Source organism: Streptomyces sp. NPDC096040 (assembly GCF_040303265.1).
Lineage (GTDB): Bacteria > Actinomycetota > Actinomycetes > Streptomycetales > Streptomycetaceae > Streptomyces.
Window position 1 is genome coordinate 303,621 of record NZ_JBEOTA010000003.1, and the last position, 22,402, is coordinate 326,022.

39 protein-coding genes are annotated in these 22,402 nt (G+C 73.6%); 33 read left to right on the top strand and 6 right to left on the bottom strand.

All coding sequences use genetic code 11. The features are described from left to right. Window positions 1–44 precede the first annotated feature (44 nt). The 18 genes from ABTY98_RS05070 (at window position 45) to ABTY98_RS05155 (ending at window position 9,548) form a co-directional block, all read left to right on the top strand. The gene (locus tag ABTY98_RS05070) at window positions 45–341 is read left to right on the top strand and encodes an Acb2/Tad1 domain-containing protein (protein WP_352219470.1); all 297 of its coding nucleotides are present in this window, start codon (window positions 45–47) and stop codon (window positions 339–341) included. Beyond that, window positions 341–541, top strand: a complete 201-nt coding sequence (locus ABTY98_RS05075) for a hypothetical protein (RefSeq protein WP_352219471.1) — start codon at window positions 341–343, stop codon at window positions 539–541. The genes ABTY98_RS05070 and ABTY98_RS05075 overlap by 1 nt, the downstream gene beginning before the upstream one ends. Continuing rightward, complete coding sequence (locus tag ABTY98_RS05080) at window positions 538–999, top strand: hypothetical protein (RefSeq protein WP_352219472.1); 462 nt, start codon at window positions 538–540, stop codon at window positions 997–999. Before ABTY98_RS05075 ends, ABTY98_RS05080 begins: the two co-directional genes overlap by 4 nt. Beyond that, the gene (locus ABTY98_RS05085) at window positions 996–1,238 is read left to right on the top strand and encodes a helix-turn-helix domain-containing protein (RefSeq protein ID WP_352219473.1); all 243 of its coding nucleotides are present in this window, start codon (window positions 996–998) and stop codon (window positions 1,236–1,238) included. The genes ABTY98_RS05080 and ABTY98_RS05085 overlap by 4 nt, the downstream gene beginning before the upstream one ends. Window positions 1,239–1,358: 120 nt before the next feature. Then, entirely contained in the window at window positions 1,359–1,652 is a 294-nt protein-coding gene (locus ABTY98_RS05090) for a hypothetical protein (protein ID WP_352219474.1), read from the top strand. A 166-nt stretch (window positions 1,653–1,818) separates the two neighbouring features. Next, window positions 1,819–2,421 carry a GIY-YIG nuclease family protein gene (locus ABTY98_RS05095; protein WP_352219475.1) on the top strand — a complete coding sequence of 201 codons (603 nt, stop codon included), beginning with the start codon at window positions 1,819–1,821 and terminating at the stop codon, window positions 2,419–2,421. Then, entirely contained in the window at window positions 2,418–3,782 is a 1,365-nt protein-coding gene (locus ABTY98_RS05100; protein ID WP_352219476.1) for a hypothetical protein, read from the top strand. Before ABTY98_RS05095 ends, ABTY98_RS05100 begins: the two co-directional genes overlap by 4 nt. After that, on the top strand, window positions 3,782–4,108 hold the full coding sequence (locus ABTY98_RS05105) for a hypothetical protein (RefSeq protein ID WP_352219477.1): 327 nt from the start codon (window positions 3,782–3,784) through the stop codon (window positions 4,106–4,108). Before ABTY98_RS05100 ends, ABTY98_RS05105 begins: the two co-directional genes overlap by 1 nt. Then, window positions 4,105–4,371, top strand: coding sequence for a hypothetical protein (locus ABTY98_RS05110; protein WP_352219478.1), 267 nt, complete (start codon window positions 4,105–4,107; stop codon window positions 4,369–4,371). The genes ABTY98_RS05105 and ABTY98_RS05110 overlap by 4 nt, the downstream gene beginning before the upstream one ends. After that, entirely contained in the window at window positions 4,368–5,279 is a 912-nt protein-coding gene (locus ABTY98_RS05115; RefSeq protein ID WP_352219479.1) for a hypothetical protein, read from the top strand. Before ABTY98_RS05110 ends, ABTY98_RS05115 begins: the two co-directional genes overlap by 4 nt. A 70-nt stretch (window positions 5,280–5,349) precedes the next feature. Next, window positions 5,350–6,168: a hypothetical protein gene (locus ABTY98_RS05120; RefSeq protein ID WP_352219480.1), complete on the top strand. Its 819-nt coding sequence runs from the start codon at window positions 5,350–5,352 to the stop codon at window positions 6,166–6,168. An 83-nt stretch (window positions 6,169–6,251) separates the two neighbouring features. After that, window positions 6,252–6,503, top strand: coding sequence for a hypothetical protein (locus tag ABTY98_RS05125; RefSeq protein WP_352219481.1), 252 nt, complete (start codon window positions 6,252–6,254; stop codon window positions 6,501–6,503). Beyond that, window positions 6,500–6,934 carry a hypothetical protein gene (locus tag ABTY98_RS05130; RefSeq protein WP_352219482.1) on the top strand — a complete coding sequence of 145 codons (435 nt, stop codon included), beginning with the start codon at window positions 6,500–6,502 and terminating at the stop codon, window positions 6,932–6,934. Before ABTY98_RS05125 ends, ABTY98_RS05130 begins: the two co-directional genes overlap by 4 nt. 197 nt (window positions 6,935–7,131) lie before the next feature. Beyond that, window positions 7,132–7,476, top strand: a complete 345-nt coding sequence (locus ABTY98_RS05135; RefSeq protein WP_352219483.1) for a hypothetical protein — start codon at window positions 7,132–7,134, stop codon at window positions 7,474–7,476. Further along, entirely contained in the window at window positions 7,466–8,032 is a 567-nt protein-coding gene (locus ABTY98_RS05140) for a hypothetical protein (protein ID WP_352219484.1), read from the top strand. Before ABTY98_RS05135 ends, ABTY98_RS05140 begins: the two co-directional genes overlap by 11 nt. Further along, window positions 8,029–8,685 (top strand): hypothetical protein, encoded by a 657-nt coding sequence (locus tag ABTY98_RS05145; RefSeq protein ID WP_352219485.1) that lies wholly within the window; start codon window positions 8,029–8,031, stop codon window positions 8,683–8,685. The genes ABTY98_RS05140 and ABTY98_RS05145 overlap by 4 nt, the downstream gene beginning before the upstream one ends. Continuing rightward, window positions 8,682–9,245 carry a hypothetical protein gene (locus tag ABTY98_RS05150; RefSeq protein ID WP_352219486.1) on the top strand — a complete coding sequence of 188 codons (564 nt, stop codon included), beginning with the start codon at window positions 8,682–8,684 and terminating at the stop codon, window positions 9,243–9,245. Before ABTY98_RS05145 ends, ABTY98_RS05150 begins: the two co-directional genes overlap by 4 nt. Window positions 9,246–9,257: 12 nt before the next feature. After that, a complete protein-coding gene (locus ABTY98_RS05155) occupies window positions 9,258–9,548 on the top strand; it encodes a hypothetical protein (protein ID WP_352219487.1) in 291 nt (96 codons plus the stop codon). 76 nt (window positions 9,549–9,624) lie between these two features. On the opposite strand, the gene ABTY98_RS05160 is transcribed toward ABTY98_RS05155, so the two are convergent. Further along, window positions 9,625–10,074, bottom strand: a complete 450-nt coding sequence (locus ABTY98_RS05160; protein WP_352219488.1) for a hypothetical protein — start codon at window positions 10,072–10,074, stop codon at window positions 9,625–9,627. A 513-nt stretch (window positions 10,075–10,587) separates the two neighbouring features. Between ABTY98_RS05160 and ABTY98_RS05165 the strand changes: the two genes are divergently transcribed. Next, window positions 10,588–10,734, top strand: coding sequence for a hypothetical protein (locus ABTY98_RS05165; RefSeq protein WP_352219489.1), 147 nt, complete (start codon window positions 10,588–10,590; stop codon window positions 10,732–10,734). Here the strand turns inward: ABTY98_RS05165 and ABTY98_RS05170 are convergent. The 4 genes from ABTY98_RS05170 to ABTY98_RS05185 all read right to left on the bottom strand — a co-directional run bounded on the left by ABTY98_RS05170 (window position 10,726) and on the right by ABTY98_RS05185 (window position 12,221). Further along, window positions 10,726–10,941 carry a hypothetical protein gene (locus ABTY98_RS05170; RefSeq protein WP_352219490.1) on the bottom strand — a complete coding sequence of 72 codons (216 nt, stop codon included), beginning with the start codon at window positions 10,939–10,941 and terminating at the stop codon, window positions 10,726–10,728. The genes ABTY98_RS05165 and ABTY98_RS05170 overlap by 9 nt on opposite strands. Before the next feature lie 160 nt (window positions 10,942–11,101). Further along, a complete protein-coding gene (locus ABTY98_RS05175) occupies window positions 11,102–11,314 on the bottom strand; it encodes a cold-shock protein (protein WP_352219491.1) in 213 nt (70 codons plus the stop codon). Window positions 11,315–11,488: 174 nt separating this feature from the next. Next, on the bottom strand, window positions 11,489–11,914 hold the full coding sequence (locus ABTY98_RS05180; protein ID WP_352219492.1) for a GIY-YIG nuclease family protein: 426 nt from the start codon (window positions 11,912–11,914) through the stop codon (window positions 11,489–11,491). Then, window positions 11,886–12,221, bottom strand: a complete 336-nt coding sequence (locus ABTY98_RS05185) for a hypothetical protein (RefSeq protein ID WP_352219493.1) — start codon at window positions 12,219–12,221, stop codon at window positions 11,886–11,888. Before ABTY98_RS05185 ends, ABTY98_RS05180 begins: the two co-directional genes overlap by 29 nt. Before the next feature lie 144 nt (window positions 12,222–12,365). Between ABTY98_RS05185 and ABTY98_RS05190 the strand changes: the two genes are divergently transcribed. The 13 genes from ABTY98_RS05190 to ABTY98_RS05250 all read left to right on the top strand — a co-directional run bounded on the left by ABTY98_RS05190 (window position 12,366) and on the right by ABTY98_RS05250 (window position 20,410). Next, window positions 12,366–12,842, top strand: coding sequence for a hypothetical protein (locus ABTY98_RS05190; RefSeq protein ID WP_352219494.1), 477 nt, complete (start codon window positions 12,366–12,368; stop codon window positions 12,840–12,842). Then, the gene (locus ABTY98_RS05195; RefSeq protein WP_352219495.1) at window positions 12,839–12,985 is read left to right on the top strand and encodes a hypothetical protein; all 147 of its coding nucleotides are present in this window, start codon (window positions 12,839–12,841) and stop codon (window positions 12,983–12,985) included. The genes ABTY98_RS05190 and ABTY98_RS05195 overlap by 4 nt, the downstream gene beginning before the upstream one ends. Before the next feature lie 17 nt (window positions 12,986–13,002). Further along, window positions 13,003–13,206, top strand: coding sequence for a hypothetical protein (locus tag ABTY98_RS05200; protein WP_352219496.1), 204 nt, complete (start codon window positions 13,003–13,005; stop codon window positions 13,204–13,206). Beyond that, complete coding sequence (locus ABTY98_RS05205; RefSeq protein ID WP_352219497.1) at window positions 13,206–13,427, top strand: hypothetical protein; 222 nt, start codon at window positions 13,206–13,208, stop codon at window positions 13,425–13,427. Before ABTY98_RS05200 ends, ABTY98_RS05205 begins: the two co-directional genes overlap by 1 nt. A gap of 87 nt (window positions 13,428–13,514) precedes the next feature. Then, the gene (locus ABTY98_RS05210) at window positions 13,515–14,627 is read left to right on the top strand and encodes a hypothetical protein (protein WP_352219498.1); all 1,113 of its coding nucleotides are present in this window, start codon (window positions 13,515–13,517) and stop codon (window positions 14,625–14,627) included. Then, entirely contained in the window at window positions 14,624–15,811 is a 1,188-nt protein-coding gene (locus ABTY98_RS05215) for a hypothetical protein (RefSeq protein ID WP_352219499.1), read from the top strand. The genes ABTY98_RS05210 and ABTY98_RS05215 overlap by 4 nt, the downstream gene beginning before the upstream one ends. Beyond that, window positions 15,811–16,539: a nuclease-related domain-containing protein gene (locus ABTY98_RS05220; protein ID WP_352219500.1), complete on the top strand. Its 729-nt coding sequence runs from the start codon at window positions 15,811–15,813 to the stop codon at window positions 16,537–16,539. Before ABTY98_RS05215 ends, ABTY98_RS05220 begins: the two co-directional genes overlap by 1 nt. Window positions 16,540–16,542: 3 nt before the next feature. Continuing rightward, entirely contained in the window at window positions 16,543–16,728 is a 186-nt protein-coding gene (locus ABTY98_RS05225) for a hypothetical protein (RefSeq protein WP_352219501.1), read from the top strand. Continuing rightward, window positions 16,725–17,654 (top strand): hypothetical protein, encoded by a 930-nt coding sequence (locus ABTY98_RS05230; protein ID WP_352219502.1) that lies wholly within the window; start codon window positions 16,725–16,727, stop codon window positions 17,652–17,654. Before ABTY98_RS05225 ends, ABTY98_RS05230 begins: the two co-directional genes overlap by 4 nt. A gap of 14 nt (window positions 17,655–17,668) precedes the next feature. Next, window positions 17,669–18,067, top strand: coding sequence for a hypothetical protein (locus ABTY98_RS05235; RefSeq protein ID WP_352219503.1), 399 nt, complete (start codon window positions 17,669–17,671; stop codon window positions 18,065–18,067). Beyond that, the gene (locus tag ABTY98_RS05240; protein ID WP_352219504.1) at window positions 18,064–19,215 is read left to right on the top strand and encodes a hypothetical protein; all 1,152 of its coding nucleotides are present in this window, start codon (window positions 18,064–18,066) and stop codon (window positions 19,213–19,215) included. The genes ABTY98_RS05235 and ABTY98_RS05240 overlap by 4 nt, the downstream gene beginning before the upstream one ends. 89 nt (window positions 19,216–19,304) lie before the next feature. After that, a complete protein-coding gene (locus ABTY98_RS05245) occupies window positions 19,305–20,075 on the top strand; it encodes a GIY-YIG nuclease family protein (RefSeq protein WP_352219505.1) in 771 nt (256 codons plus the stop codon). 98 nt (window positions 20,076–20,173) lie between these two features. Beyond that, a complete protein-coding gene (locus tag ABTY98_RS05250) occupies window positions 20,174–20,410 on the top strand; it encodes a hypothetical protein (protein WP_352219506.1) in 237 nt (78 codons plus the stop codon). Between the two features lie 112 nt (window positions 20,411–20,522). Here the strand turns inward: ABTY98_RS05250 and ABTY98_RS05255 are convergent, their stop codons facing one another. After that, entirely contained in the window at window positions 20,523–21,029 is a 507-nt protein-coding gene (locus ABTY98_RS05255; RefSeq protein WP_352219507.1) for a hypothetical protein, read from the bottom strand. 142 nt (window positions 21,030–21,171) lie between these two features. Between ABTY98_RS05255 and ABTY98_RS05260 the strand changes: the two genes are divergently transcribed. Next, complete coding sequence (locus tag ABTY98_RS05260; RefSeq protein WP_352219508.1) at window positions 21,172–22,323, top strand: hypothetical protein; 1,152 nt, start codon at window positions 21,172–21,174, stop codon at window positions 22,321–22,323. Window positions 22,324–22,402 lie beyond the last annotated feature (79 nt).

Below are 22,402 nucleotides of genomic sequence, written 5' to 3' on the forward strand. Positions count from 1 at the left end.
GCCCCCACACCACCTGACCCGCCCACCACCGAGGGGAGCCCCCTGTGGCCATCACCAGACGAGAGATCGGTATCCGGTTCGCGCCGCCCCGGACCGACGACCGCCGCAACGCCATAAAGGCCCAGATCTCCGCCAAGGCCGAGGAGTTGGCGCAGCTCATCCATGAGCTGGTGCCCGGGTGCCGGGAGCAGTCGGTGGCGATCAGCGCCGTGGAGGACGCCGTTGATGCGGCACACAACGGCGTGGACCGGCGCCTGGTCCTGCCCGGCGAACGCCGGACCGTGCCGACCGTGGCCGCCCCGGCCGGGCCGCCGGCCGCCGAGCTGCTGGACGGTGCGTGATGGCGCTGCGCGTTGAGGGCCTGGGCGTGGCCGACTACCAGGAGATCGTGGAGTCCCTGCTGGTGGCCGCCGACCATGCCGACGGCCCGGAGGTCGCCGAGCGGCGCCGGGAGATCGCGGACCGGATCGGGGCCGCCCTGGACGAGCTGCCGCCGCCGCGGGAGGCCGTGGAGGCCCGCCAGGCGGTGAGCGCCCGGTGATCGGCGCGGAGGCTCTGAACCCGCTGGTGCAGGAGATCCTGCGCCACACCCTGGACGGCCGCCCCGCCATGGCCGCCTCGCTCCTGGACGTCGTCACCGAACACGGGGACAGCGCCGACCTGCTCGGCGTGTGCTGCGCCGCCGCCGACACCGGGCGGGTGGCTCTGCAAGAGCTGTTCCCGGACGCCGGGACCGGCCCGGGCGAGGAGTGGCGACTCCCGGCCGCCATGGCGGACCGGCTGGCCGGCGACCCACACCGGCTGTTCGCCGTCCGGTTCCTCACCGCGTACCTCAACGGCGACCACGGCACTGCGCTGGCGCTGTTCCAGGCCGCCGAGACGGCCGGGCCCCAGGACCGCACGGAGTCCATCTGCGCCCTGCTCGCGCACGTGCGCTGCCTGACCCTGCGGGCCGAGCAGGGGCCCGCCACCCCCGACCCCGGAGGACTCCCGACATGAGCACCACCGAGACGCCCGAGCGCTACAAGTACCAACCGCTCAAGGGCGACCAGCGCCAGCGGCTGCGCCAGGAGGCCGCCACCGACTACGCGGCCGGGTCCAGCATCCGCGCCGTGGCCGACCATCTCACCGAGAAGTACGGGTCCGTCTCGTTCGGCCTGGCCCGGGATCTGCTGCTGGAGGCCAAGGTGCCGCTGCGCTCCAAGACCAGCGGACTGCACCGCCCCCGCCCCAGCTGACCGCCCCCTGTCCCCGCTCCGCACAGGAAGGCACCACCGTGCCGTTCACCCCGCCGGCCGGGCCTCTTCCCCCCTCCCCCTGGGCCCGGGCCGCGCGCCCCTCGTCGGAAGGAGCCCCCGATGCCCCGCCCCTCGACCTGTCCCACCTGCGGGGCCGAGATCCGGTGGACCGTCACCGAGGCCCGTAAGCGCCTCGCGGTCGACGCCGCGCCGAACCTGGCCGGGAACACGGCGGTGTCCCGGGACGGGCGCGGCACCTGGCTGTCGCGCCGGCCGACGGAGGAGCTGCCGCTGGCGCCCTACGAGAAGTTGCACATGCCGCACGTGGCCACCTGCAAGGGCCGCCAGGCCGCCGAGGAGCCGCTGACGCGATGCCTGGGCGTGATCCGGCTGGACGAGCGCCGCCCGGGCTGAGGCGTGCCGGGTCTGTGACCTGCTGCTACGACACGCGAACACCAACGGGGGATTGTAACTTGACCTTGCAATGTCGAGATGCAATGTTGTGGATCATCGGTTGGGCGTTGCGCCCGATACGCCGCGCCAGCCGGGCCCCTGATCCATCGACTACGAGGAGCACGACGTGAGCGCGACCAACCAGGGCCCGGAGGGGGGTGTGGGCGTGACGGAGTTCCCAGCGGCGTTCTTCGCTGACACGCGGATCAGCCTCAAGGCGAAGGGCGTGTTCGGCCTCCTGGCCACCCACCCCGACGGTGATGTCCTGTCGCTCGACACCCTGATGAAGTTCAGCAAGGAGGGGCGCGACGCGCTCCGCGGGGCGCTGGACGAACTGGAGGCCCACGGCTACCTGAGGCGGGCCCAACAGCGGAACGCGGACGGCACCACAGGCCCGGTGACCTACACCCTGAGCAGCGAGCAGGCGCCCCAGGATGCGGCCGAGGAGTCCACCAGCGGGTGGGCGTACGCCGTCCGAGACAACCTGTCCGGTCTGGTCAAGATCGGCTGCACGTCGAACGTCCAGGCCCGCCTCCGCGGCCTACGCACAGCGTCCCCCGGCGACCTTGAGCTGATCTGGCAGGCCCCGGGTGGCCGGGCCCTGGAGGCCCACCTACACGAGACGTTCCGTCATTACCGCGTGCGGGGCGAGTGGTTCGACTTCACCGGCAGCGCCCCGGCTGCCAGCATCGACTGGGCCGCCGCCGAGTGGGCCGGGGGCGCACGATGACGGGCGAGGAGTTCATCCCGGACGAGGTACGGCCCGGACGCCGGGCCCGGCACCGGTTCATCTGCTCGCCCCAGTGGCCGCTACTGGCGCAGGCCCTGTCTGACGCCGGTTACCGGACGTACAACCTGCTGCTGGCCCACGTGAACGCCGAGCGCGGCGACGGCACGGTGTGGCCGCAGCAAAAGTCCCTGGCGGCCATGCTCGGTAAGCGCAGTGAGGCCATCAGCCGCGTGATCAACAAGGAGTTGGCGCCCCTCGGCCTGGTCGACGTGGAGACCGTCCGTTACGGCTCGAACCAGACCCGGCGCAGGAACGTCTACACCGTCCATGAGGTGCCTCCGGAGGGGTGGGCCGGTTGCGCCTCCATCGAGGAGTGGTATGCCTCCGCCGCAGGCCATGGCGGTGACGCGAAAAATCGCATGACGGGAGAAGCGAAAAATCGCGCGGCCGGTGACGCGAAAGATCGCGCGGGTAACCAGACGAAGCCTGAACTAGACGAACTTGAGAACCATGAAGCGCCTTCGGCGCGCAGCGCTGGTGACGCCCGGAGGGCTACTGCGGGTAGTGGCGCGCGCGACGCTCGAGGCGGCTCCGCCGCGGCCAGCAAGAGCACCCGGCCGAGGAACACCCCCAAGCTGACCCGCCAGCAGGTCGCCGCCATCGCCCAGGTGGAGGCCGCTCTGCCCCCGGCCCTGGTGGAGCTGCTGCCCTACCGGCAACTGCCCACGAGCACCCGCCACCTGGTGGCCCGTGAGCTGGAGAGCCGGACCGTGGAACAGCTCGCCGCCCGGGTAGCCCGCCGCTGCGAGGCCCACGGCTACGCCCAGCAGCTCCTGTCCGCCGAGGGCCCCGGCGCCCGCCGCGCGGTGGGCATCGCCACCGCCCTGGTGCGCGCCGGTGAGTGCCCGGACCCCTCCTGCGAAGACGGCCGGATGATCGACACCGCCGCCGACTGCCCGGCCTGCCCGGAGCGCAAGGCCGACCGCCGCGCCCGCGGCGGCAAGGGCCCGGTGCCCGGCCAGCGCAAGGCCGCCCCCCGCTGGGAGTGCGCGAGCTGCGGGCGACCCGGTAAGGGCGAGACACCCGCTGACCTGGAGTGCAGCCGCTGCAAGCAGGAAGCCGAAACCGCTCGGCGGGCCCTCGAAGCCCGCTGGGAAGCCGAGAGGGCCCAGGCCCCCGCCGAGACCCCCGAACCCTCGCAGGAGCCCGCCGAGGCCCCTCGACGGCCCGATACCGCCGAGACCGCCCCGGCCGAGACCGCCCAGGAGCGCGCCGACCGCGAGGAGATGGACCGGCTGCGCGCCGAGATCGCCGCCGCCCACCCCGGCCTGGCCGCCATGGCACAGAAAGCGAACCACTGATGATCACCCGTCACCCGTCCACCCGCTGCCAGACCTGCGGCCTGCACCACGGCCAGGTACGCCACCCGGACGGAACCCCGCCCACCCCGTACGGCTGCCGCTGGTGCGGTATCGACCCCGCCGAGCACCGCGCCCGCCGGACCGCGGCGGCCGGCCTGCACACCTGGGCCCGCCCCACCCGCGCGCAGATCCTGGCCCGCATGCGCGCCCGCCGCGCCGCCCGCGCCGAGGCCCGCCGCCTGGCCGCCGTCCTGGTCGCGTTCGAGCGGGGCGCCGGCCTGGTCGGCCCGGCCGAGCGCCGCCGCCGGGAGCGGGCCGCCCGATGAACACCACCGACACCACCGACGAGACGCCGCCCGCCTATCAGCTCCCCGCCGAGCGGGTGGCCGCCATCCGCGACCTGCTCGCCGAGCTCACCGTCGAGGCCGCGCCCCGCCGCAAGGCGACCGCCGGCGACGCCGAGCACCGCGCCCTGGCCGCCCGCTGCCGGGACGCCGTCACCGACCTGCTCAACGACCGGGACGCCCTGGTCAAGGCCAACGGCGAGGCGGGCGAGGAACTGGCCCGCTGGAGGGGGGACTTGCTGTGACGACCGAGACCCGCCGCCCGCACGCGCAGGAGGCCCAGATTCTGGAGCTGATCGGCAAGGGCTGGAACAACGCCGCCATCGCCGAACGGCTCTACTGCGGCAAGCAGGCCGTACGCGAGGTGCGCCGGGCCCACGGCCTGCCCCAGGCCCCCAGGTCGTCCTGGCGCAAGCCGCACCCGAAGGAGCGGGAGATCCACCAGCTCCTGGAGGAAGGCCACACGGACGCCGAGATCCACCGCCGCACCGGCGCGCAGCCGGTGACGATCGCCGCGCGCCGCCACGCCCGGAAGATCCCGCCCGCCCTGGTGCCCCGGCCCGCCGCGCGCCCCCACCCGCGCGAGGCGGAGATCCTGACCGCCCTCCAGGCCGGCGGCTCCAACAACGCCATCGCCCGGGAGCTGGGCGTGGACAAGGTGGCCGTGGCCCGCATCCGCCGGGACAACTGCATCCCGAACACCTTCGAGCGCAAGCGCGCTGAGGCGCCGAGCCTTGAGGAACGGTGGCGCCAGAACGTCCGCGAGGTCGACGGCGGTCACATGGAGTGGACCGGCCACCGGGCCACCAACAGCAGCGGAACCCCGGTCCTTCGCTTCCTCGGCTCCTGGTACTCCCCGGCCGCAATCGCCTTCAAGATGCGCACCGGCCGAGACCCGCAGGGCCAGGTCCGCGCGGAGTGCGACGTCCACCACTGCGTGGCCCCGGCCTGCGTGGAGGACGAGCCCGGCCGCCAGGGCATCCGCCTGACGCTCCGCCGCCTCCAGGGCCTGCCCGACCCGCCCACCGGAACCTGCCCGGACGGCCACGACCTGGCCGTGGACGGCCGCCTGGACGCCCGGCTGCACCCGTACTGCGAGGGCTGCAAGCGCGACACGTCCCGCGCCAAGAAGCAGGCCCGCACCACCAGCTGACCCACCACCAGCCCGGGGCGCTCCCGCCCGATACGCGGAGCGCCCCGGCCCCAGCAGAAAGGCACCAGCCATGACCACCGCCACCGACGCCGCCACCGCGACCGACGCCGCCGGCCGCACCGTCCACCACGGGGACGCCGTGGGCGGCACCACCTCCGGCCGCTACCAGACCACCGTCATGGGCCCCGTCATCCAGTTCGGCAAGGGCAAGGTCAAGGTCCGCGTGACCAACCGCCCGGACTACGGCGGCCTGCGCGACGCCAACGGTGACGACGTGTGGATCAGCACCGACCGCGTGTTCCTCGTCCACCCCGCCACGGAACGCAAGTTCACCGGATTCCGCACCCCAGACGGCCGCGTGTGGACCGTCACCCACCGCACCAAGGGCGTGCTGTGGGAGGCCCCGATGGTGCCCCAGCGGTACGAGGGCCACCAGCTCCGCAGCGTCTACCAGGGCAAGCTCCACCCGGTGTGGGAGGACGTCCCCGCCCCGGCCGCCGAGCAGCTGGCCGCCGAGGTGATCCGCGCGGAAGCGTTCGCCGAGGGCGCCGCCCGCATCCTCTCCCTGCCCCAGGACTGGGAGCTGGACCCCGGCCGCGGGGACGCCCGGGAGCTGCTGGAGCGCCTGGCCGCCGAGGCCCACCAGCCCGAGACGTACCCGCTCGCCCTGCCCTGGGCGCTGCTCATGGATGACGAAGACCTCAACGACTTCCTGACCGCCATGCGGGACGCCACCCTCCCCGTGACCCCGGTCCTGCGCATGCCGCATCACACGCCCGGCCAGATCCTCGCCGCCGTCGAGACGGTGTGCGCGACCTGGCGGCCCATCGCCGAGGCCCAGCACGCGCACAACACCGCGCCAGGCCCGGACACCGAGGCAACCGCCTGACCGCAGACACGCGAACGGCGCCGATCGTCCCCACCCGATATGGGGGCCATCGGCGCCGGCACCCACCGTACCGAAGGAGCCCCGTGGCCGAGCAGTACACCCGACAGGAGACACCCGCCGAACAGGCAGCCGACCCCGGGCCGCGCACCTGGCGGCCGGACGGTCCCGGCTCCTTCCAGGCCCCGGCTGGCGTCACCGCCGTCACGGACAAGCGCAACCGGCAGTGGACCCGTGACACCACCCGCTGGACGCACGACGGCTCCCGCTGGCTGCGCTGGCGCGTCTTGGTCGCCGAGCACGGGCCGGTGACCGAGTCGAGACGGGCTCGGCTATGACGTGGGCCCGCCGGCTGCGCATCGCCCTGTACACCCTGGGCCTGGCCTGGCTCGGCTGGTACGGGGCATGGGCGGTCGCCGCCGGCCTGTGGCTCATGGCCGCCGTGCTCTACCTGGCCGCCTCCGCCCTGGCCCTGCTCGCGTTCCTGGAGTGGGCCGCCGCCGAGGAGTACGCGGACGACGTGGACGCCTGCTGGCCCACCCGGCCCACCAGCCGCGCCCAGGCCCGCCTCGGCGCCCGCCGCGTCCTGCGCCACGCCTGCCGGTGTGACCGCTGGTGGACCTCCTTCGGTACCGATCACGACCCCTGGTGTCCCGTCCAGACAGGAGCCGCACACCGTGCACGCCTTCCCCACCCCCGCCGCCGACCGCTACCCCGACGCCGAGCTGTGGCGCCTGCTCGCCGTCACCGCCGACACCGACCGCGGTGAATCCCCGTTCGGCTGGAGCGACCTCCCCACCGAGCCCGAGCCGGACCGGTGAGCCTGCCCGCCAACTGCCCCTGCCCGAGGGTGCGGCACCCGGACGGGGCCCCATGGATCTACCGCCCGGACCCGGCCTGCCCCCACCACGGCCGCCCGGCGCGCCCCGCGCCTCCCGCCACCGTCACCCCGATCCGAAGGAACCGATGACCAGCCCACCCGACCCCTGGCCGCTGCCGCAGCGCGGCCCGCTGAAGCCGATGGACGGCACGGCCAGGTGCTCCACCCAGGACCACGAGCAGGCCCCCCTGTGCGGCCGACCGGCCACCTGGCACATCGCCTGGACCCTCAACCCCGGCGTGGCGTCCAGCTTCGCCTGCGACCAGCACATGGACGCCTTCCGCGCCGAGTTCGTCTACGCCGACCGCCACCCCGTGGACGCCGCCTGCCCGCTGCCCGGCATGACCTGGTGGGGCCCCGCCGGACTCTGCGCCCTGGACCTCGACACCAGCCACGACCACACCCCGGAGGAAATCACCCGTGCCCACTGACTGCGTCGGCTTCCTGGACGCCGGCCTGCCGCCCGTCCCGCCCAAGCGCCGCCCCCTGTCCCCGCTCGCCGAGCTGCTCGCCGCGGAGCTGTGGCCGCTCGCCGACTGGAAAGGCGACCGCGGCCAGTGCGAGCGCGCCGCCCAGGCCGCCGCCCGCCTCGTCGTCTCCATCAACTCCACCAACGTCGCCATGGCCCAGGTAGCGGACGAGGAGACGCGCCGCCTGGCCGACGAGCTCGCCGGCGCCCGCGCCACCATCGACCACATGCGCGGCGCCATGTCCTGGCTGTCCGGCCACGACCGCCGGGGCCTGGACCACCTGGCCGAGGCCAACTACGAGTCACGCGCCCGCGAGGCGGCCGTCGCCCAGGCCCGCGCCTGGGCCGCCCGCGCCCGCGCCGCGGAGGCCGCTCTGCAGAGGCTCAACGACTGGTGCGACGAGCTGGACGAAACGGCGTTCCACGTCGCCAGCCGCACCCAGGCCGTACGGATCCACCCCGTCGCCGCCAACATCCGCCACCACCTCGCCGGCGGCACCGAGGAGGGATCCAAGTGACCGACCAGGCAACCCTGCGCGGCCTGCTGGGGGAGTGGGTCACCGTCCGCAACCCCGACCTGCCTGTCGCCTGGTACGGCCGCCTGGTCGGCTTGCACGACGACCCCGGCCTGCTACTCGCCATCCCCGGCCGCGGCGGCACCTGCCTGCCCCAACGGTTCACCGTCACCCCCGCCGAGGCACCCGCCGCCGTCCCGGCCGCCCAGGGCCTCCCCGAGGGCGCCCTGGACTCCGCCGCCGCCGGCGCCGACATGCTCGACGCCTGGGCCCAGACCCCCGCCGGCCGCAACTACCTCGCCCACGCCCTGACCCAGCTCGCCAGGGACGGCTGGCTGCGCCGAGAGCCCGGCGACGCCTGGGACCCGGTACCCGACCCCGAGCCGGCCGACCCCGAGCCCGCCCCGGTGGACGACTTCCCGGCCACCGCCGGCGACATCGTCCACCCGGACACGAAAGGGCAGGCCAGCACCCCGCCAAGGGTGGACGAGTCCGGCGACGTCCAGCGCCTGGACTGCCCAGAGCGCTGCGAGATCCCGGCCGGCGTCACCCTCACCGAGGTGCCCGAGCCGCGGCACGCCTGGGGCGACGTCCACCGCTGCCCCAACGACGGGTGCGGCCGAACCTTCCTCGCCACCCCTGGAGCCACCACGTGACCACGCCGCCCACCGAACCCGGCCATGACCTCCTGGACGCCGCCCTGGCCGCCCAGCTCGGCCGCCCCCTCCTCGACCGCATCAACCGCCACCTGGCCGCCGGCCAGCGCGCCGAGGAGGCCCTGGCTTGCGCCCGCGCCGCCGTCCCCGCCATCACCCGCGCACTCGCCAAGCTCCCGGCCACCTGCCGCTACCACGGCGTCCGGATCGACCCGGCCGGCTACGGCGGATGGGGGCACACTGCCTGCTGCGACACCGGGGAACCAGCCCGCTACCGCCAGCTCGCCGAAGAGGCGTTGCGCGCGTTCACGGACACGTCCGCGGAGAGTCCGGACACCCACGGCGGACACGTCCGCACCGCCGACATCGACGAGACCCCGCCCACCTGCCTCATGCCCCCGACCAGCACGGACACTCTCCGGACACACCCGGACACGGACACCCCGGACACTGCGGACACCGGTGTCCGGATCGAGTACCGGGCACGCGTCCGCCGCGACCAGGTCCACCTGGCCATCGCCGAGGCGTTCGACGTCATTAGCAGGGAGACCCACCAGTGACCGGAGGAACCCATGCGTGACCCCAAGACCGAACGACTGCTCACGGACGTCCGAAGCGCCGTCGCCGCGGCCCGCGCCGGTGGCGTCACCGCCCGCGCCTGCATCTTCGACGCCACCACAGCAGCCGTCGACCAGACCGCCAGCGCCTGGCCATCCGCGCACGCCCGCCAAACCGCCGAGAGCGCATGCCGTGCCCTTGAGCCCCCAACCGTCATCACAGACCCGGCACCTCGCCCCAGGCCGCCCTGGGCCGCTCGCCTACTGATGCGCCTCGCCCACCGACTCGCCGAACCGGGAGGATGACCACCGCCCAGGAACAGCACAGGGCCCCGGCCGCCACCATGGCGACCGGGGCCCCGCACCTCACCTCACCCCGAAGTCAGTAGTCCAGGCGCTGCACCTCGGACACCCGGGCCGTCTTGATCTCGGCCATCTTGCCGTTGGTGATCTCGGCCGGGAGCGGCGACGCGTCCCCCTTGGCCGTCTTGCCCGGACCCAGCTTCTCCGCCGTGACCCCCGTGGACCCCAGCACATCCCCGTCCCGGTCGAGGAAGTCGATACCGGCGAAGTAGTTGCCAGCCTTGGCCTGGGTGTTGGTCAACGTCCAGTGGACTACGTACGCGTGGTCACCCCACACCGGGTGGTTCTCCCACCCCTGCTTGACCAGCTTCACGTCCGCCACGGCCGCCGATTTCTTCGGCGCCGGTGTGCTCGCCGCGGCGCTCCCCTTGCTGTCACCGGCCGCGTCCGTGCCGCTCGTGCTCGTGCACCCGACCGCGAGCGCCCCCACCACCAGCACCGCCCCAACTGCTAACCCGATCCTGCGCATTGCTACTTGACCCTCCGTTTACTTCCAGCGGAGAGGCGACCGTAGCGGGCACCTCGGACAGATCGCCACGAGTTGTCACCCGCCCGGGCGGCCGTCGAGCACCTGACCGGATCCACGCCTCAGAGTTCCCGCCAGACCCCGTGGCCGTCATCACACCGGGAGCACGGCTGCGGCCTGGACGCCCCCAGTGACCCCGGCCGCCCCTCGCTCCCTGCACACAGCCGGTCACACCTTGCTAAGCTCTCAACTGCCCAACTGCTGAACCGCACTGCTCCGTGCGGCAGCCCGCGCCACGGCCCTCCACCGCTCCCAAGCACGGTGGGGGGCCGAGGTGTTTCCGCCGACACGCAAGAGCCCCCTGCCTGGTGGAGGGCCCCGCGCCTACCCGGGCCGCCGCACCCCCGCGAGCCCCGGAGACAACGGCGCCACCCAGACGGCATGCGCCTTGCGCCATTCGGGCGCATCCTGAGATCGGCCCAACCAGGCCACAGACCGACCCACCCGGGAGGTGCTGTGATCCTGCTTGCCCTGCTCCTGCCCGCCGCAATGATGGCCCTCCTCTTCGGCATCACCGCCTACGAAGAACACCTCTTCCCGCAGCCGACGGCCAGCGACGACACGAGCCCGCCCACGGACCAGGCCAAGCCCCAGTCACTGTGACGCGGAACCCCACACATCCGGCCCGCCACCCCGCCACTCGATCAACGGCGACGACTCCACATCCACGCCCTCCAGGCCCGCCCGGCGCAAGAACTCCGCCACGTCCGCCAGCCGGAACGCCAGACCCAGAATCTCCCCGTCCACACGCACCCGCCGGCCACCGCTCATCGACAGCGGCGACACCACCACACGACGCGTCCCGGACATGCCCCCAGCGTCCGCCCGGACAACCGGACACGCACCTGGACGACGCCCGGACGCGCGACGGCCCCCGCACCACCGTGGATGTTGTTGGCGAATCAGTAGCAGGGCTCCGTCCCAGTGACCCCACGGTCGGGACGGGGCCCCTGTTCCGCACGTCCCTGCATCAACCCGCCTGGCGAACGACGTTCTCCGCCTGCGGTCCCCTCGGGCCCTGCACCACGTCGTACTCGACCGAGTCGCCCTCAAACAACTCCTTGTACCCACTCGTCTGCTGGATGGCCGAGAAATGGACGAACACGTCCGCTCCGCCGTCATCTTGCTGGATGAATCCGAATCCCTTTTCGGGGTTGAACCACTTCACTACGCCTGTTGCCATCGGTACGAGTCCCTCCTTCACCGCCGCCGCACGAGCGACACCTGAGGCCAAGGCAGCCCATTCCTGCCTGCTTCGCCCTCTGGATACTCCACATGGAGTGGATCTCCAAGCACCGGCAGACAGTAATTCGCCAACAGCGTCCAACGTGGTGCGGGGGCCGTGGTCCATCGCGGCTCACTCCGTGAACGGCACCGGTCCGGAGCGCGGGCCCCATGACTTGAGGTCGCCGCGCAGGATCGCGTCCACCACCTCGCGCGGCGCGCCGTTGGCCGCTGCCGACCCGGCCCGGACGCGCGCCTGGTGGGCCGGGTCCTGGCGTGCGCGCCGGCGGCACTCCTCCTGGTGGGCAGTCGAGCCCATGACGTTGTGGGCCGGCCCCTCGTCCATGATCGCCGCCGACTCGGCGTGATACGCGTGGGCGCGGCTCGATCTCCAGTCGTCGGTGCGCCGAGCGACCAGCGGCCACCACGGCGCGGAGCGGTGCCGTTTGCAGCGTTCCTCCGGGTCGTACGACGACCCGACGTAGAGCAGTGAACCGTCCGCTGCCCACAGGCGGTAGACCGCCGCCCGCCTAGCTGTCGTCTCCCTCGTCGCTCCCACGCTTTCCCTTCCCGGTGGACGGGCGGCTGCGGCCTGAGCCGGAGTAACCCAGCTCGATGTCCTGGACAGTGGAGGGGGACACGCCGATGTCGTCGGCGATCTTCTTCCGCGTCACCTTCTCGCGACGTTGGCCCAGCACGTAGTCCCGGCGTAGCGCGCTCAGCTTGCGCAGTCGTGGCTGCTGCTCCCTGAGAAATGCGCTGATCGCCCGGGCTCTGGCCTTGGGGTCCTCCATGGCCTCCAGGGCGTCGAGAGCGTCGAACACGCGCCGCACCTCCTCCTCGCCACCTGTCTGTTCTTCGGCCATTCGGTTCCTTGTCTGCCGTGGCCGGTTGCTCAAATTACGGGAGTCCCGTAATTTGGGCAACCGGCGCGAGGTGCGCCTACACAACGGCCCCCCGCCAGGGCCTGAGAAACGCTGGCGGGGGGCCACGTCAGATGGAGCTGACGCATGGCACAGATTACTGATCCGGTGGCCATTGGTCGCCGGGACGTCACCGGTGAACACAGGTCCAAGGCCGCCGAGGTGCTGGCCGAGGTGGCCAGGATGCTGGCGACCAAGGACACCGAGGACCGGCTGAGCAGCATGGGGTTCGCCGTCCTGGTAGGCGCGCGGGCGTACGACCAGGCCGGGCGGAGCTGCCACGGCGGGGGACAGAACGTGTCCCGCATGGCGCTGCGGGCGGTCGCCGAACTGACCGGCCTGGAGCGCGGCGACGTCCCCACCGGGACCACCCGCCAGGAGTTCGCGGTCACGGTCGCCCAGGCCGCTCGGGCGCTGGGTTACGACTGGTCCGGCGTCCAGGCCGCGTGGAGCGACGACGCCAACGAGCGCGCGATCCCGCGCCACCCGGTGCCCGGCCCGCGCAAGAGCGACGAGTCCGGCCGCGTCCCCGCGCCCCGCCCGGAGCAGGCGGTGGCCCGATGAGTGCACAGAACGAGCAGGAGCGGGCCCGCCAGGCGTACGCCGCCGGCCGCGACCAGCGCCACAGCAGCAACGTCCAGCAAGGCCAGGACAACGCCCGCATCAACGGCGCCGCCACCGGCGCGCAGGGCGGGGGTGCCCGATGACCTGCTGCGGAAAGCCGATGGTCGAAGAGGGCGCCAAGCTCGTGTGCAAGAAGTGCGGCGGCTGGTTCGACCAGGGCGTCACCCAGGGGCGGCGCCTGGTCGCCGCCGGGATCATCGCCCGCCGCGCCGGCGGCCGGTCCCTGCGCCTGACGTGCACGGCGGCCGGGGTGACCGGCCACCTGCGCCGGACCGCCCCAGCGGTTGCTGGGGGGTGCCGCTGATGGGACTCCGTGACTTTGCGCGCTCCTTGAAGCCTGGCGACGACCGCGCCCTGGCCGTCGAGCTGCGCGACAGGGAGCAGACCGAGCGGGCCGCGGCCATCAAGGCCATGTCCGACCGCGACGCGCGGCGGACGCCCGAGGAGGTGGCGGCCAGCCGCGAGCGGGGCCGCCGCAGCAAGCGGGGCCCGGTCGAGCAGCCCCGCCCTGGCATCAACCCCTGATACCGGCCCGGCCCGGGCAGCACGCTCCCCTTGCGGGGCGGCGGCCCGGGCCTCTCCCCCCTGACGACGAGCCCGGAGGACAGTGCCATGCCCCAGACCGAGACGCCGACGCGGCGGAGCGAGCGCTCCCGACGCGCCGAGGCAGCGTTTCGTGCGCGTCTGGCCGAGCTGGGCGCCACGCTGCTGGAGCCCGCCTGGCTCGGCGCAGGGAAGGCGCACCGCGTCCGGTGCGTCAACGGCCATGAGTGCCTGCCGCGACCCGCCATGGTGGCGAGCGGCAGGGGAGTGTGCCGCAGGTGCCCAGGCGCCCGGAGCGACACGGCTGCAGCTAAGTTCCGTGCCCGGCTGGCCGAACTAGGGGTGACCCTCGTCGACGTCGAATGGCGCGGTTGCGCCGAGTACTACCGCGCGATCTGCCCCAAGGGGCACGAGTGCGCCTACTCGCCAAACCAGTTGTCGCGAGGGCGGGGAGGCTGCCAGACGTGCGGCATGGAGCGCACGATCGCGGCCCGGATGACCAAAGCCGAGGCGGCGTTTCGCGCGCGGCTCACCGAGGTGGGCGCAACACTGCTGGACGGCGGCGACTACCTGGGCAGCGAGACCCGGCATCGAGCAGTGTGCAGTGCTGGGCACGAGTGCTCACCACGGCCCGTGGACGTCGCCAGGGGCGCCAACGTGTGCCGTATCTGCGCCCAGCGGGACCCGCACGCTGCAGAGCAAGCGTTCCGCCAGCGGCTGGCCGACCTCGGCGCAACGCTCCTTGAGGCGAAGTGGTTTGGCAATAAGGTGCCCCATCGCGTGATCTGTGCTGCCGGTCACGAGTGCCGCCCGATGCCGAACCACGCCATGCGTTACGGGATCTGCCTCAAGTGCCGAGGGCGAGACACGAACGCCTTCTACGTGCTCACCAACGAGGACGCCGAGCTCCTGAAGTTCGGCATCACGTCGGGCGACGGGCGCCGCCGGTTCGCAGATCACGCGGCCGATGGCTTCACCACGGTGCACCGGCTCCTCACGGAGCTGCCGGACGGCGTCGCCCCGGCCCTCGAACGCCACGTGATCGCAACGCTCAAGCTCGCCGGCGAACGGCCGGTGAGGGGGCGTGAGTACTTCCCGGACCGGGCGCGCGCCCTCGTCCTGGACGTCGTCGACAACTACCCGACCAGCCAGCCCAGCGACACACGGAAGGTCTCGGCATGAACAACCAGGGTCCGGCGCCCGAGCAGCAGGCCCGCATCCCCGGAGCCCGCTACAAGAAGGTCACGCGGGAGCGGCTAGAGACGACCGTCATCGACGGCCGCCCCTCCACCCGGCGCGTGCCGTACACCACGTACGTGGCGCTGCCGCCGCGTGACTGGGACGAGATCATTCGGCGCGGCGTGATCGCCGTGGCGATTGTCGTCACGCTCCTGGCTGCAGCCGGGACCACGGCGAGCGTCGGCGGTCTGCTGTCTCGAATGCTGCACCCCGCCGTCGCGTACTCCACCGGGGTCGTCTTTACGTCCGCCTGGTTGGCGTGCTTGGGAGTTGAACATATCGAGCGCGTGGACGCCGACCGCGCCCAGCGGGCGCGGGTCGGCGGATGGGTGGCCCTGGTCACCAGCATGGGCGCCGTCATCACCTACGGCCACACCCTGGACCTGCTGGCCGCCGGTGTCGTCGGCTCCTGCCTGGATCTGCTAGCCAAGGGCATTTGGTACCTGATCATGGGCCTGGACCGCGTGCAGCTGAACCCCGGCGTCGCCCACTGGGTGGCCGAGGAGGAGCAGCACATGGCCGGCCGGTTCCTGCTCGGCACCCGTCTGGCCCGCCTCAACCGGCGGGCCGTCCAGATGCGGGCCGCGGGTCCGGAGTTCCAGGCGGCGGAGGCGATCCTGGCCCAGGCCGCCCACCAGGCGCAGCAGTTCCCGGCGGCGGACACCACCGGACAGGCCGCCCCAGACCTGGTGTCCGCCCCGGCCCCGGCTCCCGCGCCCGCCCCGTCCTCCGGGCCTGTCCCGGACCCGTCCGGGCCGCCCCCGGCCGCGCCGACCCCGCCGCCCGCCGCACCGACCCCGCCCACGCCGCCGCCTGCCGCTCTTGCACCGACCACGCCGCCGGTCGCCCCGGCGGGCGCGGGCGCGTCCGGCAGCGGCCAGCAGCAGCCTCCGCAGGGTTCGGCCGGCGGCCAGGGCGGCCCGGGCCTGCGCACCGTGGGCCCGCTGTCCATCGCCGCCGCGGTCCGCCAGGCGCGCGGCGAGGAACCCAACTTCAGCGACACCGACCTGGTCGCCCGGGTCAAGGAGCTGCGCGGCGGCGACGACGGCGGCGACCCCGTCAAGTTCGCCGACACCGTCACCCGCACCCGCCGCCGCCAGGACAACCAGAAGAAGCGGAGCGCCTGATGGCCGGGGCTGTCCTGCTGGCCGTCGCCGCGGTGGCCGCCTACTGCTGGCTGCGCTACCGCGGCCCCGGCCGTACAACGGGTGCCCGCCGCCCGGTGGCGGGCCGCCCGGGCAGCCGACCGATCCAGGGCGCGGGCGACTCGGCGGACGCCCACGCCCGGGAGCTACGCACCCCCGGCGTACGGATCGCCACGGCGCTGGGCATCTCCACCCGCGCGGAACGCCGCGCCCGCCGCTTCGAGATCGGCGCGGCGGGGGAGCGGTACGTCGCCCGGCTGTTGGAGCCCCTGACCGCCGAGGGGTGGGTGTTCCTCGCCGACTGCGCCCTGCCGCGCGGCCGGGCCAACGTGGACCTGGTCGGCATCTCCCCGCGCGGCCTGGTCGCCGTGGTGGACGCCAAGAAGTGGCACCGCGGCTTCCGCCTGGCCGTGCGCGGCAACCGCCTCCTGCACGACAAGAAGGACGTGTCCGACCGCATGCGCGGCCTGGACTACGAGGCGCGCACCGTCGCCTCCCTGCTCAACACCCCGGTGGTGCCCGTCGCCGCCGTGGTCGGCCCGATGCTCCGCGGCACGCAACTGCGCTTCCGCGGCATCCGGCTGGTCCCGGCCGAGGACGCGCCCGAGCTGCTGCGCGGCTTGGACCGCCGCCACCTGACCACCATCCCGGCCGCCCGCCTGGTCGACACCGCCCAGCGGCTGCTGCCGTCCAAGACCACCCGGAGGTAACCCGTGCTCGACTACTGGGACGTGCTGGTCGTCGCCCTCGTCGGCGGCCTGTTCTGCGTCAACCCCCGCCGCTACAGCAGCCTGTACCGGGCCCTGGGCGCGTACGCCCTGTGCGCGCTGGCCGTTGGCACCGGGTACCTGTTCGTGACCCGCCCGGCGGGCGACTGGATCGCGGGGGTGCTCGGATGACCGCCGGACCCGACGAGCGCACGCTGCACGTCATCGACGGCGGCGGCCCGGAGACCGAGCAGGAGGCGGAGGCGCGCATCCGGGAGGAGCTGCACCGCCGTGGCGTCGGCCCGGGCGGTCCGGCCTCCTCGCCGCCGCCCATGCCCGACCACCCGCCCACCATCCCGGCGCAGCCGGCCGCCGACGACCAGGCCGGCCGCACGCTCACGGAGTGGTGGCGTGTGCGCCGATCCCGGCCCGCCGACCAAAACCAGGCCGAGCAGGACCCCCCAGCCAAGACGGCCCCGGCCCGGGCGGACAACGACCGGCTGCCGCCGTGGTGGGACCGCCGTAAGCCGCACCTGGACGAGGAGCCCGAGCCGGACGACGCCGAAGACGCCGAAGACGGCGAAGACGGCGAAGACGGCGAGGAGGAGCCGGAGCCCAAGGGCAAGGGCCGCGGCCCCCGGCCCGCCCGCCGTCGCGTGTCCAAGACCAGCCGGCCCGCCTCCGATGTCGGGGACGAGCCGGACGACGGCGGCGAGGAGGTGGGGGAGGAGCAGGTGCTGGAGGGGCCGCGCTGGTCCCGGCCCGGCCTCGGCCGGCCGCCCGGCCTGCCGGCCAAGCGCCACAACTTCATCACCTGGTGGCGCCAGGACGTCAAGCCTGAGCACAAGTGGCTGATGTACCACGGCACCGGCCTGGGCGCGGGCGTGTGGGCCGGCGTCTTCTCGTACGGCACGCGCGGCGCCGAGTTCGTCACCCAGCAGGGCCTGGTCGACCTGGAGGCGGACGTCACCCTGGGCCTGCTCGGCCTGGTCCTGGTCGTGGACTACCGCGTCCGCAACCTGCTTCCCCCGCTCGCCTGGTTCGTCCGCGCCGTCAGCACCTCCCTGGTCCTCGGTGCCGCATGGAACGGCACGCCCCTCGCCGACCTCACCAACTGACCCCGGAGTTACCTGTGGACACGATCCATCTTGGAATCGGAGGCGTCGCCGGCCTCCTCGTCATCGTGCTGTGGTTCGGCACCAAGGGCGGTGGCAAGGTCGGCACCCTGTCCTGGGGGTGGACGCTGTTCCTGGCCATGGTCGCCGGCTGCGCCTTCAAGGCCGCCGGACCCCCGTTCTCCTGGGTCACCGACCTGGTCAACGGAGGCCTGGGCATGATCAGCGATGCGGCCCCCGGCATCACCGCAGCGGGTACCGCCGTCATCCTCGTGGCCATCGCCTGCTTCGTGAAGCTGACCCTGCGCAAGGTCGCGCTGGTCGGCGTGGCGTTCTTCACCGTGGCGGCCGGGGCGGGCGGCCCCTTCGAGTGGTTCGCCGGCCGTATCGAGGTCGTCGCCATGCACTGGGCGTGACGCCGATGACTGCCGCCCTGCACCTCGTCCCCGACGACCCCGACGACAAGACCCCGCCGCCCGAAACGGCAGGGGAGCAGCACCCCACCGAGGCGGCCCCGGCCGCCGTCGAGGAGCCGGGGGAGGAGCCCGCCCACCGGCGGGCCCTCGCCATGCCGGACCTGCGCCCGTACGCCAGCCTCGCCTGGATCCCGGCCGTCATCAACGCCGGCCGGGAGGGCGCCCGCCGCTGGCGCCAGCGGGCCCCGGAGCGCAAGGACGCCCGCCGCGCCGCCAAGGCCAACGCCGAGGCCGCCGGCGAACCGATTGGACGCGCCCGCCTGGTGGCCATGGCCGCCGACTACCTGGCCGGCACCCGCCTGCTCGTCGGCTACCTGGCCGCCTGGCTGTCGGGGGAGTACGGCCCCAAGGACATGAAGGTGCCCGCCCGCCTGGCCGCGGCCGGGTTCGCCGGGTACTGCCTGTACCGCACCGTCACCACCTGGCCCGTGTGGGGCCCGGTGGGCCTCACCGTGATCTACTGCGCCGCCGCCCTCGGCGCCCTCCACCGCCAGCACGCCGAGCAGGGCAAGAAGCAGCCCGCCGGGAAGGCCGGCAAGGGCGTGGCCAACGTGCCCGGCCCGCCCCCCGCCCGGGCCGCCGAGCAGGCCCCCGATGAGGGCCCGGTCGAGGCCGCCGAACAGGCCCCCGACGAGGCCGCCGAGGAGGCCTCTGCAGAGCCCCCGGCGCCCCCCTCTCGGGAGGTCATTTCGGGTGCCCTCCACGGGCTCGTCGGGGAGGGCCGTGGGGTGCTGCTCACCACCCTCTGTCAGCACCTCTCACTCCCCCACACCCGGGCCGTCCGGGAGGTGCTGGACGGGGCCGGTATCCGGGTGCGCCCGGGGGTGCGCACGGCGGCCGGGAATGGGCCCGGCGTCCACCTCTCGGATTTCCCGCCGCCGCCCCTCTCTCCTGACCCCGCCCAAGGGACCGGCGTTGTTGCAGGTGAGAGCGCCAACGCCAACGCCAACAACGCCGAGAGCGGCCCTCAGGAGGGGTTGGGTGCAGGCGGCACCTATTGGCCGGAGGGGAAGGACTACCACTTCGAGCCGGACCCCTCTAACCCCCACGGAACAGTGATCGTTTACCACCGTGGAGACCAGAGGTAGGGTCGCGAACCGCCCACAGACAGGAGGGCCCCGGTAACGGTGTGCTACCACCAGCCGGGGCCCAGTGCCGACTGGAGATGGAGTCGACAATGGCTGACCCTACTGCCCGCTGCCTCGGAATGGACGACGGCGGGCCCTGCACAGAAATCGCCACCGCCACCAGGCCGGTGCCCCTCTGCACACCCCACCGGATCGAGGTCGCCATGGGCGTCGTCCCGGACGCGCTGCGCCGAGCGGCCGGGGCCCTGGACGGGGCCGCCCTGGGTCACCTCGAAGAGCGCCAGGCGCGGCTGGTCGAGCGCGCCCGGGCGGTGCCCGTCATCCTCGCCGGGGCCCACGCCCCGCGCGTGTACGTCATCGAGCACGGCCACCGGGTCAAGATCGGATACACCACCAACCTCCGCGACCGCCTCGGGTCGCTCTGCCTCCGCCCGAGCAACGTCGTGCTGACGCTCCAAGGCGGCCTCGACCTGGAGCGCGCGCTGCACGCCTACTTCGCGCCCTACCGGCTGGATGACACCGAGTGGTTCCGGTACGCCGCGCCCGTCCGTACGTACGTCGAGGAACGGACCAAGCAGGCCAGTCCCAGCGGCGAGGAGCTCGTCCTGTCCGCCCGTAGCGAGCTTGTCGCCGCCGTCATGGCCGCCGTGGGCGCAGACAGGGGTGTCCACCTGGGCACGCTGCTGCCCACGGTCGCCCACCTCGGAATCCCCGACCGGGAGACCCTGCGGCAGCGGCTGGACGCCGAGGGCATCCCGGTGCGCCGCACCATGCGCACGAGCGAGGGGGCGGGACGCTCAGGGGTCCACCGTGACGACCTCGTGCGCCTGTTCGGCCCCAGGCTCGACGTGTCGAACTGAGCGAACCCCGGCCGCCCTCGTTCTGCAAGCCGCTTCCCCCTGGCGCCCGTGATCGGTCACCATGGGTGGACAGACGACTACGGAGGAGGGTGGCCGAAATGGTCAGGCGGTACCGGTGCGACGACTGCGGTGGCACGTCGGGCCTGTGCTTCACGGACGGCATGCTGTGGCGCGAGACGCAGCGCCACCGGGTGCTGGAGCACGCTGGCCTCCGGCCGGACGGCGAGCGCGTCATCAACGTGCCGGTGGCCCGGCTGGTGGACGTGCCGCGCGGTCAGGCCATCGCCACGGTGGTCCTGTTCACGGTCCTGGTCGCCTGGGCGCTCCTGCGCTGACACCGGCCACTCCCCCGCCCACGGCAAAGGGCCCGCGCTTCCCCGTCCGGGGCGCGGGCCCTTTCTGCCGCCTACGGCCGGGGGCCCTCCAGGACCCGCCGGCCGGCGGGCGCTACGAGGCGCCGGCGGCTGCTGCCTTCCTGGCCTCCCGGCCCCACCGCATCACGGTGTTGCGGTCGAACTCGGAGGCGTCCGCCACGGTCTGGGCGCTGGCGTGGCCGTCCACGTAGTGCTGGGTGGCGGCGGCCTGGAGCGCGGCGTGTGTCTTCTTCTCCCGGTCCATGGCCTTGGTGTAGTCGGTGGTGAGCCGGTCCAGCTCCGCCAGGGCGGCGGCCATCACCTCGTCGTCGTAGACCGGCACCTCCGCCGGCTGGCCCTTGACGCGTAGTGGCTTGACGCCGGCGTTCCGGGCGAGCACGCCGACGTGGTTGCGGTCGTAGGGGGTGTGGTCGGCGACCAGCCCGGGCGCGGCGTTGCGCTCGTGCAGGTGGCGCACGATCGCCTCGTGCAGGGCGTCCCGGGCGGCGGTGACGGCGTCCTTATCGGCGTTCAGCTTGGTGCGCTGGCGCTTGAGCTCGCGAACAGCACGAGCCTCTGTGGCGGGGTCGTAGGTCGGCATGCCCAGCACTATGCCATATCGGGTTGCAATCCGGAAGCGCACCGGCGTGTCTCGTGATGCAACTTGACAATGCAATGTGGAGTTGCAAGTATGTGGGTGTCAGGACGGGCGAGGGGCCCGGACGGAACCGAAGGAGCGCGCCATGAACGCCACCACCACCACCACCACCACCGCCACCACTGCCCCGGCCCAGGTCGGCAAGGGTCGCACCGTCCACCAGGTGCCCACCGGCGAGATGGTGACCCTGTGCGGCAGCACCGCCACCAGCGTCCTGACCGCCGCCGAGGCCCAGTCCAAGAAGGGCAAGGCGTGCGCCAAGTGCACCAAGATCGCGGCCCTCCGGACCGCCGAGGCCGCCCCCGAGGCCCCGGCCGCCGAGGAGGCGCCCGCCGCCCCGGCCGAGCAGGCGCCCGCCGAGGCCGCCCCGGCCGTGGAGGCCGCCCCGGAGTACCGCACCCTCAAGGGCGTGGGCGCCAACGGCGCGTTCCAGATGCACGGCGACCTGCACGAGGTGCGCGGAAAGCTGGTGTTCACCTCCTGGGGCACCGCCAAGCAGCTCAAGGGCGAGCCGCACACCTTCACCCGGCAGTGGACCGAGCGCGGCGGCCACCGCTACCTGGAGGACGCCGACGGGCGCACCGTGGAGTTCAACGGCGGCGTGGCCACCAAGGTCTGGGTGGTGGACGGCGTCCCGGCCCCGGCCGCCGACGTCGCCGAGCAGGCCCCCGCCGAGGAGCCCGAGGCCCCCGAGGCCCCGGCCGTGGACGAGGCGCCCGAGGAGGCCCACGAGGCGGACGCCGCCCCGGCCGTGGCCGAGGCCCCCGAGGTCGAGGACGCCCCGGAGGCGGACGACGAGCCCGCCCCGGCCGGGCAGGTCCGGGTGACCGCCTACACCGCCGCCCGGGAGGCCCTGCACATCAACGGCCAGGACAACGACGACCGCACCCTGACCCTGGACGCCTCCGCCGTCCAGGAGGCCGTGGCCGCTATGCGCCGCATGCCCCGCTGGAACGCCGCACAGGAGCGGTTCACGGTCAACAAGGTGGCGCTGATCGTGGCCGAGGACGCCCAGGGCCAGCGGGTGTGGGTGCGCGGCGAGGCCGCCCCGATCCGGGTGGACTTCGCCGGTAACCCGATCGACGAGGACGCCCCCGCAGAGGCGGGCACCGTGGACGGGGCCGCCGTCCTGGCCGCCACCCGGGTGCTGCGCCGCCGCGCGGAGGTCCAGCGGGTCATCAATAACCGCACCGCCGCCCGCGCCGCCAGCACCCCGGCCGAGGCGCCCACCGCCTGACCGCCCCGCCCCGCCACGGACGCCCCGCCCCCGCCAGGGGGCCGGGGCGCCGGCCGTTCCGGGGCCGCCGTACGACGCA